We start from the raw sequence: 16,594 nt of genomic DNA on the forward strand, positions 1-16,594 counted from the left end.
TCTCCCCGACACAGGCGGCCTCATGTCTTTTCAGCTTCCAATCCCACTCAGCCAGGGCCTTCATGCATCAGATCTCCAGCCATGTTCCGCACCGTTTGCCCCGGCTCTTCCACAAGCTGCTCTCCCGCGCCACCGCCGGACTGCCTATCGTCCTGAGTGCCTGCGCCGTCCAGAGCAGCCCACCCCCTCTCAGCCCGCACGCCCTTGCGAAGCAACTCGCTCCCATCCTGCAACCCTCGCAGGATCAGGGCGTCCGATGGGGCATCGTCATTGCCACCCAGGACGGAAAAATCCTCTTCTCCCGCAACGCCAGAGGACGCTTCATCCCGGCCTCGAACACCAAACTGTTCACCACAGCCGCAGCCATGGCCGAGGTTGCAGAACTTGACCATGAAGCCACCGCACACCCCACAACGCTCCTGCTCGCCTACCGCCACAACGGAGCACCGGACCTCATCCTGCGCGGCTCGGGTGATGCCGCCCTGTCCGATGACGCTGCCTGCAGAACCGACTGCCTGAAAACACTGGCGGATGCCGTCTCCGCCAGGGGCCTCAGACATATCCACGCCATCATCGCGGATGACCGGCTTTTTACGGACGAACGCTGGGGCGACGGATGGAGCTGGAACAACCTGCCGACACAGTGGGGCACCGCTGTCTCGGCCCTGACGCTGAACGACAACACCGCCGAACTGATCGTCCAACCCGGAGCCCACCCAGACGACCGCCCGATCGCTCACTGGTCGGCACCCGACGAAGGCCTGTCCCTACTCAATCAGGCCCTGACAGTTCCGGACGGCAAAGCTGAACTGAGTTTTGAAAAGAAGCCTGGCGACAACCGCGTCGTTCTGACAGGAACACTCCCGCTCACCGCCCCCGTCCAGACACTGAAAATCGGTCTGGACGACCCGGCCCTCTCAACCGCCCGTCACTTCAAATCCCTGCTGCACGACGCAGGCATCCGGGTGCAGACGGTACAGGTCCGACACCGTCTGACCAAAACCGCCGCTGATACTCCCACACCAGACGCCCGTATCCTTGCCACCCTGCCCGCTCCTGATCTGAAAGACGACATCCGCCACCTGCTCAAAGTCAGCCAGAACCTCCATGCCGAGCTTCTGCTGCGCCGTCTGGCACTCGTGCACGGAAACGGTTCGGTCGCGGACGGCCTCACAGAACGCAGCCGGGTGCTGGCAGCGCTAGGCCTGTATGCCGCAGGCGTCGCGCTTTATGACGGCTCGGGAATGTCCCCCTACAACCGCGTCACGCCACAGAGTGTCATTCAACTCCTGCGTCTCGCGGAGCTTCAGCCCTGGGGCGCAGACTGGCGCGACGATCTTCCCCTCGCAGCGCAGGACGGAACGCTGGTGCACCGCTTCATCGGCACCCCCGTCGCGGACCACCTGCACGCAAAAACCGGCACACTCGCCGCCACGCATTCTCTGTCCGGCTATCTACACACCACGCACGGCCAGACACTTCTGATCGCCATTTTCGCAAACGATATCCCGGACGACCTGCCGCATCCGACCAAAATCATGGATGATCTCGTCACCGCCGTCGCCAAAGCCGAGTAACGAAAGACCGGAAGCCCGCCTCACATGCCCCACCCTTCTTCCGCGCACCCCGCCCGAAAAACGAGCATCGGCCGCCGCACCTTCATGGGCCTGTGCGCGGGAACTGCGGCCACATCATGGGCAACCGCTTCGGGCCTCGCGGCCGGATGCCTCTCCCCTGCCAAAGTCCGAACCGGCTACGACGTTCTCGAAGCCGACCACTATCAGGCCCTCAAAGGCCGAAAACTGGGCCTGATCGCCAACCCCACAAGCGTGGACCGCCATCTGCGCCATATCGCGGACCGATTGCACGCCGCACCGGGCGTCAACCTGAAAGCCATTTTCGGACCGGAACACGGATTTCGCGGATCGGCACAGGCGGGTCATGCCGAAACGAAAAGCATTGACCCCCGCACCGGCATCCCCGTCTATGACATGTACACGCTCTCCGGCCCGAAGCTGGATGCGCTCCTGAAATCGGCAGATATCGACCTTCTCGTCTTCGACATTCAGGATATCGGCGCCCGGTTCTACACCTATATCTGGTCCATGTTCGACGCCCTCGCCGCCTGCGCCCGCTGCGGCATCGCGTTCATGGTGCTGGACAGACCCAACCCCATCACAGGCCTGCACCCCAGCGGCCCCACCCTCGATCCGGCCTTTTCTTCATTCGTGGGCAGGGTGCCACTTCTTCTGCGACACGGCATGACCGTGGGCGAACTCGCACGCCTGTTCAACAGCCAGTTCGTGCCCCAACAGGCAGGACGCCCCGCCCAACTCAACGTCATCCCCATGACCGGCTGGCGGCGCGATCTGTATCTGGACGAAACCGACCTCGTCTGGGTGCCTCCAAGCCCCAACATGCCCGACATCACCACAGCCCTCGCCTATCCGGGGACCTGCCTGTTCGAAGGCACAACCCTCTCTGTCGGCCGCGGGACGGCATCGCCCTTCCTCACACTCGGCGCGCCCGATCTGGACGCGACCCGTTGGGTGGACAGCCTCAACGACGCCGCCCTGCCGGGATGCCTGTTCCGCGAAGACTGGTTCACACCCACCGCAGACGTCGCGAAAGAGCAGCTATGCCACGGGCTTCAGTTCGCCATCATGGACCGCAAGTCCTTCGATCCATTGCTGACAGGCGTGACCCTGCTTCAAAGCGTCCTGAAAATATCGGACCGCCCGATCTGGAGAAAATCCGGCGCAACCTTCGACATCCTTGCCGGTAGCAGCACCCTCCGCCAGCAGCTTTCCCAGAACCTGTCAGTCACCGAAATCATGGCAGGCTGGAAACCTGAGGAAGCGGCCTTCACTCAGAAACGCCGCCCTTTCCTGCTCTACTAAAACTATAGGGTTTCTCATTTTTCAGATTCAGGCAGTGTTGATCTGAGGTAAAAATCTGCTTCAGTCTTGGAAAAGACCTTAAACTGCTCATCACACGCGATCGATAGTCACCTATGTCCAATGATTTGTAAGAAATAAAATCCAACCGGCCGCCATGAGCATACAGGCCACAGAGATGGGTGCTCCGACACGCGAAAAAGTTGCAAAAGAAATTTTTACACCGCAACGAGCTGCCTGTTCGACAACGATAATACCAGCAAGACTACCGAAAATTATCAGGTTACTAAAGAACCCTGTTCCCAGCGCCAGGGCTGCCCCTATAGCATTAACATTTGTACCCGGACTTAAAAATGGGACCAGCAACATAACAGTCGGATTATTCCCGATAATGTTGCTCAAGGTCGCACTTGTTAAGAACAGGGACAAAGGATTGTTTAAATCAATTCCATACCTATGAAGGTCATGCAAAATATTTTGAGGCAAACCTGTCTTCGACAGGGCCGCATTCACGATGAACAGGCCCGATATCAGCAACAAAAGATTTGCATCCACTCGCCGCAAAACATCGCTTGATGATATTTTTCGATTCAACAATAGAATTGCGGCGGCTGTCAGTGCCACCAGTTCTTTTGGCCAGACATCCAGAACAAATGCAATAATGACAGCAATGGTGATAAAAATTGCCTTACAGGTTTCAGGGATATTCAAGGAATTTGGGGCTGTTTTGTCTGTATCTTCCCCTTCCGAAACCCTTGCATGCTCTAAAGTCCATTTGCCCCGATACATCCAGGCAACAATGCCCCATACAATTGGCAGGGATACCAAAGCCGGTATTCCAGCTACGGATAAGAAGCCTGTAAATGAAATCCCCAATTCCTGGGCCGCAATCATGTTCTGGGGGCTTCCAATTAAAGTCCCGGCTGATCCGGTGTTGGCTGCAAAGCAGAAAGCCAGCAGAAACGGAACCGGATTAAGACCACGCGCCAGGGTAACGGATACCAGAAGAGGCGTCATGGCGACGACCACGACATCATTTGTCAGCAGTGCAGAGAGGCCCCCAGACACCGCAACGAAAACGGCTAGAAGCGTTACTGGCCCAACAGAAAGCGTTGCAACTTTGCGTGCCGCCCATTCATAAAAACCTGATTCAGCAAATGCACCCGAAACGACCATCAGGCCGAACAGCATTCCGATCGTTCGATAGTCCACTGCTACCCATGCAGCCTTGGCACCGATGCTGCCAACGGCCATCATCGCCATGGCACCAATCATGGCCGCGCCCGTACGATCGACTTTGAAGCCGGGCAACTTGCCCAGCCCCATTGCCAGATAAACCATCAGAAAAATAAAAAGTGTTATATTCATAAACTATACCCGCCCAGACATCGGGAACATCAAAACTCAATTTTGAAGACCACTCCTGAGCAGCCGATTAAATATTTTCTTTTTTCGCCTGATGATATTCTTTTCTGATTTCCTCAATATTAACGGTCGGTTCTGGAAAACGCAGATCCATATCCTGAAGGGTTTTCCAGATGATATTGGATACAGCCAGGTTCCTGAACCATTTGTTATTCGACGGAATAATGTACCAAGGCGCATGTTTTGTAGAACATTTTTCCATCATGTCCTGATAGGCGGCAGTATACTTATCCCAGTATTCCCGTTCCTTATAATCAGCATCGCTGATTTTCCACTGCCGGGCCGGGTCGTCCAGACGTTGACGAAAGCGTTCCAGTTGCTCTTCCGGCGTAATATACAGGAAGAACTTCAGAATGGTCACATTGTTCGCAACCAGCATTTTTTCAAAATCATTGATAAGATCGTATCGATTTGACCAGATTTTTTTGGGAACAAGATCATGCACTCTCGTCACAAGAACATCTTCGTAATGCGATCTGTTAAAGACACTGACCTGCCCGCGAGCAGGTGTATGGGGATGCACGCGCCATAGAAAGTCGTGAAGCTTTTCTTCTTCCGTTGGCTGTTTAAAGCCATGCACGGATGTTCCCTGAGGGTTCATCGCTTTCATGACGTGCCAGCACGTTCCATCTTTGCCGGCAGCGTCAATCCCCTGAAGAACAATCAAAAGAGCATGTTTCTTTTCAGCATATAATTTTTGCTGATACGCACTGACAAGGGCCTGATGTTCTTCAATATCCTTATCGGCGTCATGCTCTGTTTTGTAATGCGCGTGATATGACGCGTTGACATCCTTAAGACGAACTTCAGTTTTCGGCTTAACGATCAATTTACGACGTAAATCCATAGCAATAATCCTTTTTCGAAATCAAAAATTAGCTGTGAGCAATCGGCTGAACCAGTTTCAGACTATTTTTTTCGCGACGCTTTATTTGAGAGTTGGAAATAATCTTGACGGCATCGATAATGACCATCCAGATCAAGGCATAGGCCCAAACAACACCAATCATGATCCAGGGTAGTGCTGGAACGAGAATGCCGAAGACGCAAAGCAGCACGGCCACGATCTGCGTTCCAACAACCGCAAGAAAGAGCGGGCGGCTGGGATACGGAGGCCGAAAGATCGTATTGCGGGTACGCACAACGAACAGAAGCAGGTGGCCGCCAGCAGCAAGTTGAAGGAAAATCATCGTCTGAAGATGAGCGGTCGTGAGAGGAACGATGTCCATCAACCAGGGCGTATGCATCCAGCCGACGCCGAGAAGAAGAAGCCCAAAACTTTCAGCCAAAGACGCAATACCCATGATGGAAGAGAACGAAATAATACGGTGCATGTTCCACCGCACCGGTTCGGGCGACGTCACGACGTTGTCGTAAGCGATTGTCATGATCGGAATATCGTCCAGCAGCGCCAGAACGACGATCATGATCGCGGTCAGAGGCTGGAAACCGAAAACGAGATATGCGGCGACGACAAGGAACATGATATCGATCGTCATTGCGATACGATAATAAATATATGACGTGATACGCTCGAAGATTGCTCGCGCTTCCACGATCGCATTCACGATTGTTGATAGTCCCGGAGCTGTCAGGACGAGTGCCGCTGCAGAACGGGCTGCGTCTGTTGCCCCGCTGACAGCGACCCCACAATCAGCCTGTTTGAGAGCAGGAGCGTCGTTAACGCCGTCACCTGTCATGGCGACGATATGACCCAGTTCCTGCAAGGCTTTGACAATTTCAAACTTATGCTCGGGAAAGACGCGCCCAAATCCATCCGCGACTTCAACGGCGCGTGCCGCATCAACCGGAATTTTGTTTGGATTCATATCTGCTGAGAAGATGTCGCTCGCCTTGAGCAGATGCTCGCCCAGTCCCAACTGATGGGCGATTTCAGAGCCGATCGCGACGTCGTCGCCTGTCACCATTTTTACCGACAACCCAAGCTTTTTCGCCTGAGCAATCGTCGCTGCCGCATCCGGGCGCGGCGGATCCAGCATGGGCAGAAGCCCCAGCAAGGTCCAGGTCGCTCCATCATCCTGAGAAAGCGCTACACCCAGAGATCTGGTGCCATGGCTGGCCAGTTCGGAAACTTTACCGAAATATTCGGCCGTCGGAGTGTTATCATTCGCGCCAGCCGGCTCTTCTTTCATTCCGCACAGCGTCGCGATAACCTGTGGGGCGCCCTTGGCATATCGGATGTTATGCCCGGCAGCGTCTTGCACAATGCCGACGGTCTTCTTGTTAACAGGATCGAACGGAATAAAATCCACAGACTTGTAAGAACTCAGCGGATTATTGTCAGGAAGCGCCTTGAGAACAGCAAGATCAATGGCGTCCGTGCTTTCTTTCTGCGTCGCCAAAGCAGCGGCAATGACGAGATCGTCTGCTTTGGCGGTTCCAAATGGGATCGGAGCTTGCAGTGTCAGCTTGTTTTGAGTGAGTGTTCCGGTCTTGTCCGAGCACAGCACGTCAACACCTGCCAACTCTTCAATGGCTGACAGACGTGACACGATGGCTTTCTGCCGTGAAAGCGCCAGCGCTCCGAGCGCCATCGTTACAGACATCACCGCTGGCATGGCCACTGGTACAGAGGCGACAAGAAGAACCAGCACAAACTGTGCGATCCCGCCGGCTTCGCTCCAATGCCAGACACCATGATAAGCCAGATCGTGCCAGAGTTGCGCTCCAACCAGCACGACGGCGAGCGCTGCCGCAAGAATGATCAGAAAGTCTCCAATCCGCAGAACAGCCTGCTCTGCATGTGACTTGCTTCCAGCGGACGCGACCAGCTTTGCGGTACGGCCAAAAAAAGTATTATTTCCTGTCGCAACAGCCACACCGATCATGGAGCCCTGGCGCGCAATCGATCCGGAATAGGCTCCATCACCAATTTTCTTTGAAACCGGCAAAGACTCGCCCGTCAGAGCAGCCTGATCAACAGACAGATATTTCCCATCAATGAGCAGCAGGTCGGCAGGAACGATTTCTCCCGCAGCAACCGTTACAACATCTCCCGGCACAAGCTCAGTTGCATCGATGGAGGCCCACACACCGTCGCGACATACAGAGGCCTTGAGAGCCAGGCCTTTTTTGAGGGCGGCCAGCGCATTGGCTGCTTTATTATCCTGCCAGAAGCCGATTGCTGCGTTGTAAAGGAGCAAGCCGGCGATAACAAAAAAATCTGGCCAATCTGCACGCAGAAACGAAATAACCGCTGCAATTTCGATCATCCAGGGAATTGGTCCCCAGAAATAGCCCAATAGCTTTTTCCAGCGGCTTTCTTCATGCGCCTGAATGGCATTTGGTCCATCTTTGGCGAGACGGTCTTTAGCTTCTAATGACGTCAGGCCTTTAGAAGATGTTTTCAGCTCTGAGAGTTTCGCTGCAATTGCTGCAGCATCCAAGGTCTTTGAACTGCCAGTCTGATTTTTAATTTGTGCCTGAAGGGGCTTTGTGGAGGGAGAAGAATCTGCAGCTCCCAAAGGAGGAGATGACATAACAAACTCCAAAAATATAAATGAATTTACTCTGCAATAATCAAAACATATTTTAATGAAGGAGAATCATTCGTTAAAATGCAGGAAAATTTATTGCAATGATAAAAATAAATTTTTATCGCTATGGAACTTTTATTTTTTAAGTATTTCTAAAACTAACCATATCGATATTTCTGACGCAGATTGATTTGAATTACTTAAGAAATGATAAATTTTTAGAATTTCTCTGAACTGAGATGAGGACATTTCCGCACTTGGGCTTCCATAAGCCATTGACGTTCAATCTTCATAGAACTGACGCATCTCTCTGGACATCGATCCAGATACACGTTCTCCTGCCTGAACGACGCGCCCGCATAGGGCGTTCATGCGTTATGGCCGTCAACAGACGGCAATGTCTCAACGTGGATGCAAGGATCTCTGAAGCTATGGCCCATCTCAGTCCTCTGGCCGGAAAAACACTTTCCGCTTCCCAACTCACCGATATTCCCGCCCTGATCGCAGCCTATTATGATCGCAAACCCGACCCTGCGGTTTCCACGCAGCGCGTGTCGTTCGGAACATCAGGCCATCGCGGCTCTTCGCTCCATACCAGTTTCAATGAAAACCATATCCTCGCCATCTGCGAGGCCATCTGTCGCCATCGCAAGACCGAAGGAATTGATGGGCCGCTCTTTATCGGCATGGACAGTCACGCGCTCTCTGGTCCGGCACAGAAATCCGCCATCGAGGTATTTGCGGCTCACGGCATTGACGTGCGGATCGACGAAGATGGCGGCTATACACCAACCCCGGTCATCTCCCATGCCATCCTGACCTACAACAAGGGCCGCACCACGGGCCTCGCCGATGGCGTGGTCATCACGCCGTCGCATAATCCTCCGGCGGATGGCGGGTTCAAGTACAACCCGACCAATGGCGGCCCCGCAGATACCGCCATCACCAAAGCCATTCAGGACATGGCCAATGACTTTCTCGCCAACGGCCTGAAAGACGTCAAACGCCTGCCCTATGAACAGGCGCGGCAGGAAGCCTGCATCAAGGGCTACGATTTCATCACGCCTTATGTGAACGATCTGGACTCCGTCATCGACATGAAGGCCATTCGGGACGCTGGCGTGAAAATTGGCATCGACCCGCTAGGCGGCGCAGCCGTCGCGTACTGGAAGCCCATCATCGACCGCTATGGCCTAAGCGCCACCGTCGTCAGCGACGTGGTGGACCCGACCTTCTCTTTCATGACTGCCGACTGGGACGGGCAGATCCGCATGGACTGCTCCTCCCCCTATGCCATGGCGCGTTTGATCGAAATGGGAGACCGCTTCGACGTCGCCTTCGCCAACGATACGGATGCAGACCGCCACGGGATCGTCGCCATGCCCGATGGCCTGATGAACCCCAATCATTATCTTGCCGTGGCGATTTGCTATCTGTTCCAGAACCGCCCGGACTGGAGCCCGGAACTCGGCGTGGGCAAGACGCTCGTCAGCAGTGGCTTGATCGACCGCGTGGCAGCCGAGATGGGGCGCAAACTGGTTGAAGTACCGGTCGGCCTGAAGTGGTTTGTGCCCGGTCTGATGGATGGATCGCTGGGTTTCGGCGGCGAGGAAAGCGCAGGCGCCACGTTCCTGCGGCGCGACGGCTCCGTCTGGACCACGGACAAGGACGGTCTCATTCTGGGCCTTCTGGCGGCTGAAATTACGGCCAAGACCGGTAAGAACCCCAGCGCTCATTATCATGAGATCATCGCCCGTCTCGGCACGCCTTATTACGAGCGCATCGATGCGGCAGCAAACCCGGAACAGAAAGCAAAGCTCAGCAAACTCACGCCTGAACAGTTCCCACTGGAGACGCTGGCCGGTGACAAAATCATCAGCAAGCTGACCCGCGCACCGGGTAATGACGCACCGATCGGCGGACTGAAAGTTGTTACCGAAAACGGCTGGTTCGCCGCACGCCCGTCCGGCACAGAAGATGTTTACAAGATCTACGCGGAAAGCTTTGTCAGCCTGGAACACCTGCGCGCCATTCAGCAAGAAGCACAGGACGCCATTTCAAAAGTATTCGCTGCCTGAACCGTATTGCCCCCGGAGCGTACTCCGGGGGCAATCGGAAAACTAGAACGTCAGTTATAAACCAGTTCAAAATAAATACTGCGGCCGTAATCTTCTTTCGCTTCCAGGCGATTGAGGTGCTCTCCGTAATACATACGTGTATGCGAGCCAGCCAGATTATAGACTTCGTATTTCAGGCGAAGATTATCGGTAATATCGTTCCAGGCGCCAAGATCCAGACTGGGCTGTGAACCATAGCCATACATCTGGGTCGGGTCGTCATTGAGGCCTTCAAGATATTTCGCAGAATATGAAAAGGCTGCTTTGACCGCACCGCGGATCTGCGGGATGTGCCATGTCACGCTCCCGTTAAAGACATAGGAGGGCTGCTCGGTCAGTTGCTTCAGCTTGTATGAGACGTTGACACCTTGATAGGTCATCCGACCGCGCATCCAGGTTCCACTGGCATTGATGTCGAAGGACTGCCTCCATGGGCCTTGAATGCTACGATCAACAACAGAAACCTCGACACCCATCAGTGATGAATTATTGGCGTTGCGCGGCTGCGTGACATAAGTCAGTTCATCATTGATCAATTCGGTTGATCGGGTGGTATAGATGTCATGCTTGATCATCTTGTCGAAATAAGCGACGCTAAAGACGCCTTTTCCGCGATTGAAGAACTTATCAAGAGAAATATCGAAATTCTGAGCCTTACGCGGCATCAGATTAGGATTACCTCGTGACAGCGAACAGTTAATGTCTCCGGGCTGCGTATTCTGGGAGTCACCACAGCTATATTGTGCAGCCTGCGCGAGGTCCGTCGGCTGAGGGCGACCTACCGACTGGCTGTAGACGGCATGCAGTATCAGATTTTTGGGAAATTCATGAACGAATGTCACGGAAGGAAGGGGGTTGATATAACCGCCCCGGTTTTTCTCGATTTTCCCTGTCGGATTCGATGAACTGTCGGTGCCTGGAATAAACGCATTGAAGTTCACCGAGTCAGCACGGACACCGGCGATAATCTGTGACTTCCGCCACTTATAATGCAGCGAAACATACCCATCAAAGAGTTGTTCCTGATAACGGAAATACGCCAGTTCCGTGTAATTTTTGGATTTGGCGGGATCAGGGGTCTGCTTGTCCCACGGGAAATTCGTCAGATCGAAGAATGGCCCGTTCGGGTTCTGCATATTCGGGATGAACATGCTGGATGCCGCATTTCCGCCCGGCTTGTACCAAAGCTGATCTGACGAATTGGTGGCGTTCAGACTGCGCCATTCAAAACCGCTTGCAAATCCAAACCCGTGAAAATCCGGATTCAAATTACGCGTGTAATCCAAGCGGACGTTCGTAACCCCTTCATGGTCACGGTCGTATTCCTGCTGAACTGTCTGGAAAGCATAACCGCTGTTGAGGAGTTTGTTCATATCGATAATATCGACAAGATTGGCGACATTATCTTTGTTTATAGTATAATCGGCGTAAACAGCGCCTTTTGCATTTTCTTTAGGGTAGACTCTCGCAGTCACATAGGGCTCGTGATTGTAATAGTCTTCCCATGTATAGCCAGCGCGCAATTTCAGCGTCGAAATATTGTCGTGCCAGCTCAAATTCCCCAGAACACCATTGGTATTCATCCGCCAGTTATCTTTCCGGCCGATCGTCCGGGCGCGATAGATGTATTCACGGCCGGACGTGGGGGTCTGGTTCCAGATCGCTGTATCGTCGAGCAGGTATTCGTTGTGCTCCATGAAGGAATTTTCCCATCTTTCGTAGGAATATCCCATAACGGATGCATTAAATCCGCTATTTTCGGGATGCCATTCAAGACGCGCGGCACCACCCAGAGAGTTCAGATCGTTGGAATAGCTCCCGCCATCGACATAGCGAGGAGCGGTCATGCCATTCCACCCCGGCGTACTGGGATCATTCGGACTTAGAATTTTGCCCTTGGCATTATAATAATTGTAGCTGTCTTCCTGCCACTTCTTGGTCGTGTTCCGGGTCCGCCTCTGGTACCGGAACGAGGTCATGATGCCGAATTCCTTGTGTGCCCCGAACCGGTCCGAGAACACAGCTTTGGCACCCTGTCCCAGATGTGGCGACATGCCGGGGATCCTGTTGGCGCCTGCCGATCCTTTTTCGGTGCCGTAAATGCCGTAAGCATTGATGTATTTATAAAGTCCATCATGGTCGAAGGCGCTGCGGGGGTTCATGTTAATGACCGCACCGATGGCACCCCCATCCTGTTCGGCTGTAAAAGTCTTGTAAATATCGTCTTCGCCCGTCATTTCGGCCGGTATGTTCTGCATATTGACGCGTCGGCGGATGCTACCGCCGTCACTGATACTTGCGAGCGTCATACCGTCCAGTGTCGTCTGGTTAAGATCCGACGACACGCCACGCACGCTGATATAACGGGGTTCGTCGCCATTACGGATCCCCGTGACCCCCGGAAGCTGCGTCAGCAGCTGGGCCATGGACGTCGCTCCACCCAGATTGGACGTGTCATCATAAGTGATCGAATCAACGACACCCGCAAAATTACGCTTGGTCCGTAATTCGTGGCGGCTTCCCCTCACCGTCAGGTTGTCCACCATATCAGCTTCGGTACCGGTGGATTTTCTGGCAGGTCTCGCATGCAGCGTGATGTTTTTGGGATTTGATGCGTCAATTTTGAAGGCATTCTTACCAAGAAGCCTGCGAAGTGCCTTCAGATTATCCATTTTCCCATAAAGGGGAGCAGAACGCAGACTGTTTGCCGCCTTGGCATCAAACGCGACATGAACCCCGGTCTGTCGACTGAAAGCCGTCAAAGCAGATGTGAGAGACTGCGCAGGAAGAGAAAAAACGTTCTGGGAATCTTGGGCAAAAGCAAAAACAGGCGCAAGACATGGAACGGACGCGGAAAGCGCCAACGCGAAAGACCGACTTGAGAAAGACATTCGTAAAACCCTGGACTGGAAAAGACAGAGATCTGCTCTCGCTGCGCGGGACATTTACTGGTTTCTGATTATTTCTCTTGTTAATGTTTTGTTTCATTTAACGTTTTATAATGACATTTTCTATCAATTTTAACTCAGATCACGATATTTTCTGGTTTTAGACTACTGAAAACACCTCTTTTCTTATCGGAGGGACGCAACATCTAAAAAAATCTTTTCAGTATATTTTGTAAAAATTTATCACACTTATTTGAGTTTTTACGAAACAGGAAAGAACTCACCGAACTTTATTACAGTCACCTGAATATGATTTTCGTCATATCCGGAATGCTCATAATAGTCTCTTCCGAACCTCACTGTTTACTGCCGTGGCGAGGCGTAAACAGCTTTCTCCCGTGTATCTTTTTCTGATGCCCGTCCCCTCAACGGAGGCCTGAAAACCGATGCTGTCTCGACCTGAAATCCTGATTGTCGGAGGTGGTGTCGCCGGCCTGTCTCTCGCAACGCGTCTCGGAAAATCAATGGGGAAGCCCGGAAAAGCGCGCATCACGCTGATCGACAAGAGCTTTTCCCATGTTTGGAAGCCAATGTTGCACTGCTTTGCCTCGGGCACGCTCAGCAACGAGAATGATAAAGTAAATTTCATCTCACAGGCCAGCGGTCATCATTTCGAATTCTGGCCGGGCGAAGTTGCGTCCATTGACCGCGAAAACCGGGAAGTGATCCTCAGCCCGCTTCTGGAAGCAGACGGCACCGTCGTTCTGGAAAGCCGCCGTATGAAATACGACACGATCGTCATTGCGATCGGCAGTTGCGCCAATGATTTCGGCACACCCGGCGTTAAAGAATATTGCATGTCCATCGACAACCTCGTGGAGGCTAATGCTTTCAACGAGAAATTCCGTATGGAACTGCTTCGCGCATTCGCCAACACGTCCGAACTGGACATCGCGATTGTCGGCGGCGGTGCGACGGGTGTTCAACTTGCCGCAGAGCTGCACAAGGCGCTGGAAATCGTAGGCCCGTATAATCTGCACGCTTTCGGTAAGGCACCGCCCAAGCTGCATGTCACGCTTCTTCAGTCAGGCCCGCGTATCCTCCCCGCCTTTCCGGAATCCGTTTCTGCGGCTGCCCAAAAGGAACTCGAACATATCGGCGTGACCGTTCAGACCAATGCCCGCGTTGCGGGAGCGGACGCCCATGGCTTCATTCTGAAAGATGGATCTTACGTTCCCGCCAAGCTGCGTGTCTGGGCGGCAGGTGTCAAAGCCCCCGAAGTCACTACTGCCTATGGCGGACTGACGATCAACCGGACGGGCCAGATTCTCGTCAATCCGAACCTCTCTTCCATTGACGATGAACGTATTTTCGCGCTTGGAGACTGCTCTTTCATTCAGGACGATCCTCTCCCCGCCACAGCTCAGGTCGCGGGGCAACAGGCGAAACATCTGGCTCGGTATCTTCCCGCATGGATCGAACATGGTCGGGAAGTCCCGGGATGCATCTTCCATAACAAGGGCGCGATCGTGGCCCTCGGAAAATACAACGGATGGGCAGCTCTCCCTGGAGGCACCGTCTGGGGCGGAGGAATCTCGCATGGTTTTTCGGCGCGACTGGCGCATCTGATGCTGTATCGCCAGCATCAGATGGAGCTCTTTGGCTATTATCGTGGTCTGATGTCCTGTTACTCGGACTGGGTGGAAACCTTTGTGCGTCCCTCCGTCCGACTGGACTGACAGGACGTCGCAGGCCCCATTACATCAGGACGTGCGCAAACGTTCCGTAGAGTTTTCCCTGAATTCAGACGCTCTGACTTTCGCGGATCAGGCGGTGAATGAAAGCGAGTTTGTGCATGACACCTGCCGTCAGCACAAACGGGTAGAAATCCGCCAGACCCATGGAGCGGTTCAGACTGTTCACGGCGTAGGTCAGTGGCAACCAAGCCTGCATGATGTCTTCGAAAGATGCCTGCGTATACGGATCTTCGAGTGTTCGCCCGGAAGCATGGCCGATCCCCTCAAGACGCGGATTGACGCTCACACCGAAAGCACAGGCAGTTTCGAGCGTTGAGACGATGTGCAGGTAATGCGCCCAGGTTTCTGCAAAATCCTCCCAAGGATGAGATGTCGCATAGACGCTGACATGATTGTCCTGCCATTTGGGCGGAGGGGGGCTGTCATAATAGACCTGAAGCGCCTGCTGATAATCCGCGCGATCATCACCGAAAACGGCTCGACACTCCTCCAGCCGCCCAGCGTCGCGCACTAGCAGGTTCCAGTAATAATGCCCGATTTCGTGCCGGAAATGCCCTAGAAGTGTGCGGTAATATTCTCCCATCTCGACACGCATCCGTTCGCGCGTAGCATCGTCGGCTTCGCGCATGGCGATGGTAATGACGCCGTTGGAATGCCCCGTCATGACGGGGGCCGATCCGTCCAACGCATCGTCGAGGAAGTCGAACACCAGCCCGTTCTCCGGGTCCTGACGTCGATCCCGAATGGGCAGTCTGAGTCGCAGAAGCGTGTAGAAAAGCCGGTGCTTGGCTACCTCGATCTTGCGCCAGCGCTCCAGATTTCCGGGAATATCAAGGCTTGGAATCGTACGGTTGAAGCGACAGGCAAAACAGAACGACCTGTCACTCTGCGGGTCAGGTTCGGTCAGCCAGTTGCAGACGTCATGATCATGATTAGAGCAGTAGCGCAGACTCTCGTGCCGGGCCGAGGGCTCAAGCGGGTGCCACAGCCGCTCCCCAGTTGGGTCCAGCGCAGTCAGCAGAGACTGTTCCGGCAGGTACCCGACGGGGTGGCGGCAGTGCTCGCAAACCGTGTTTTCAAAAAAGAGAATCTGTCCGCAGGACTGGCACTCAAAGAGCTTCATGGGAATGCATTACACCGGCTTCCCCGATCATGGCCAGTTCCGGGATAATATTCCCGATGGGAAGCGGTGTCGCACGCATCGTGACTTCAAACGTGGCCTTGCACCGGTCCAGCAGCCCTGAAATGGGTGCGGTTTCCTCGGGACGCCCGGCGACCGCCAGCGGAATGTGATGCTGCGCCACCATCAAACCGGACGTCGTATCAAAACCAACCCATCCACTTTCTGGAATCCACGCTTCAGCCCAGGCGTGCAGGTCACAGTTCAGGCCAGTGACGTCATCCGGCTGGATCAGATAACCAGACACAAACCGTGCTGAAAACCCTAGATGCCGCAGGATCGTTACCAGAAGCCAGGCACTGTCACGACATGAGCCGCTTTCCCGCTGCAACGTCTCTTCAGGCGTCCACACACCCGGCTCAAATCTGCGCTGATAGGTCAGACGCTCCGCCACAGCCCGGTTGAGATCCGCCACCACGGACGGAACCCTCTGCTCACCCGCGACCCGCCACGCTTCAACGAAACGAGACACCTGCGCTCCAGCCGTATCGACATCCCGATAGGCCGCACAGACCGGTATTTCTGCTTCTCCTGTCTCGCCCGGCTGGCTGCCCAGATCCACCTCCATGCTGACCGTGACATCAAACGCCGTCACGCGCTCTGGAACCCGGATTTCCGCCACACGGTTGCCGTACGCATCGTGCCGCCAAAGCACATCCGCAGCGTCCGGCGATATGTCGAGCGCATAATTCCGGACAAGAGAGGCCACACGCGGCACCGGACACAGACGCACGGTCTGACGGCCCAGAAAGACAGGTCGGTCATACTGGTATTGGGTATGGTGACGCAGTACGACGCGGGAATTCATGCTCGGCAGGCCCTGAGAACAATCA

Annotated in this window: 10 protein-coding genes; 4 read left to right on the forward strand and 6 right to left on the reverse strand. The window is 54.2% G+C overall.

All coding sequences use genetic code 11. The features are described from left to right. Positions 1-62: 62 nt before the first annotated feature. Both dacB and JK176_RS06605 read left to right on the forward strand, forming a co-directional pair. A complete protein-coding gene (gene dacB, locus JK176_RS06600; protein ID WP_211587148.1) occupies positions 63-1,577 on the forward strand; it encodes a D-alanyl-D-alanine carboxypeptidase/D-alanyl-D-alanine-endopeptidase in 1,515 nt (504 codons plus the stop codon). Positions 1,578-1,601: 24 nt separating this feature from the next. After that, positions 1,602-2,900 (forward strand): exo-beta-N-acetylmuramidase NamZ domain-containing protein, encoded by a 1,299-nt coding sequence (locus JK176_RS06605; RefSeq protein ID WP_211587149.1) that lies wholly within the window; start codon positions 1,602-1,604, stop codon positions 2,898-2,900. 111 nt (positions 2,901-3,011) lie between these two features. Here the strand turns inward: JK176_RS06605 and JK176_RS06610 are convergent, their stop codons facing one another. From JK176_RS06610 to JK176_RS06620, 3 genes are all read right to left on the reverse strand, one after another. Beyond that, the gene (locus tag JK176_RS06610; RefSeq protein ID WP_211587150.1) at positions 3,012-4,265 is read right to left on the reverse strand and encodes an SLC13 family permease; all 1,254 of its coding nucleotides are present in this window, start codon (positions 4,263-4,265) and stop codon (positions 3,012-3,014) included. A 67-nt stretch (positions 4,266-4,332) separates the two neighbouring features. Further along, positions 4,333-5,169: a polyphosphate kinase 2 family protein gene (locus tag JK176_RS06615; RefSeq protein ID WP_211587151.1), complete on the reverse strand. Its 837-nt coding sequence runs from the start codon at positions 5,167-5,169 to the stop codon at positions 4,333-4,335. A 28-nt stretch (positions 5,170-5,197) separates the two neighbouring features. After that, positions 5,198-7,822: a plasma-membrane proton-efflux P-type ATPase gene (locus tag JK176_RS06620; RefSeq protein WP_211587152.1), complete on the reverse strand. Its 2,625-nt coding sequence runs from the start codon at positions 7,820-7,822 to the stop codon at positions 5,198-5,200. 428 nt (positions 7,823-8,250) lie between these two features. Here JK176_RS06620 and pgm point away from each other — a divergent pair, with 428 nt between their 5' ends. Further along, on the forward strand, positions 8,251-9,897 hold the full coding sequence (gene pgm, locus JK176_RS06625; protein ID WP_211587153.1) for a phosphoglucomutase (alpha-D-glucose-1,6-bisphosphate-dependent): 1,647 nt from the start codon (positions 8,251-8,253) through the stop codon (positions 9,895-9,897). A 50-nt stretch (positions 9,898-9,947) separates the two neighbouring features. On the opposite strand, the gene JK176_RS06630 is transcribed toward pgm, so the two are convergent. After that, complete coding sequence (locus tag JK176_RS06630; RefSeq protein ID WP_349291910.1) at positions 9,948-12,881, reverse strand: outer membrane beta-barrel protein; 2,934 nt, start codon at positions 12,879-12,881, stop codon at positions 9,948-9,950. Between the two features lie 389 nt (positions 12,882-13,270). Between JK176_RS06630 and JK176_RS06635 the strand changes: the two genes are divergently transcribed. Beyond that, complete coding sequence (locus JK176_RS06635) at positions 13,271-14,563, forward strand: NAD(P)/FAD-dependent oxidoreductase (protein WP_211587155.1); 1,293 nt, start codon at positions 13,271-13,273, stop codon at positions 14,561-14,563. Positions 14,564-14,627: 64 nt separating this feature from the next. Here JK176_RS06635 and JK176_RS06640 read toward each other — a convergent pair whose 3' ends face one another. After that, positions 14,628-15,704, reverse strand: coding sequence for a putative zinc-binding metallopeptidase (locus JK176_RS06640; protein ID WP_211587156.1), 1,077 nt, complete (start codon positions 15,702-15,704; stop codon positions 14,628-14,630). Next, the gene (locus JK176_RS06645) at positions 15,691-16,569 is read right to left on the reverse strand and encodes a transglutaminase family protein (RefSeq protein WP_211587157.1); all 879 of its coding nucleotides are present in this window, start codon (positions 16,567-16,569) and stop codon (positions 15,691-15,693) included. The genes JK176_RS06640 and JK176_RS06645 overlap by 14 nt, the downstream gene beginning before the upstream one ends. Positions 16,570-16,594: the final 25 nt, after the last annotated feature.

The sequence above is a fragment of the Gluconobacter sp. Dm-73 genome, from assembly GCF_018256215.1.
GTDB classification, from domain to species: Bacteria; Pseudomonadota; Alphaproteobacteria; order Acetobacterales; family Acetobacteraceae; genus Gluconobacter; species Gluconobacter cadivus.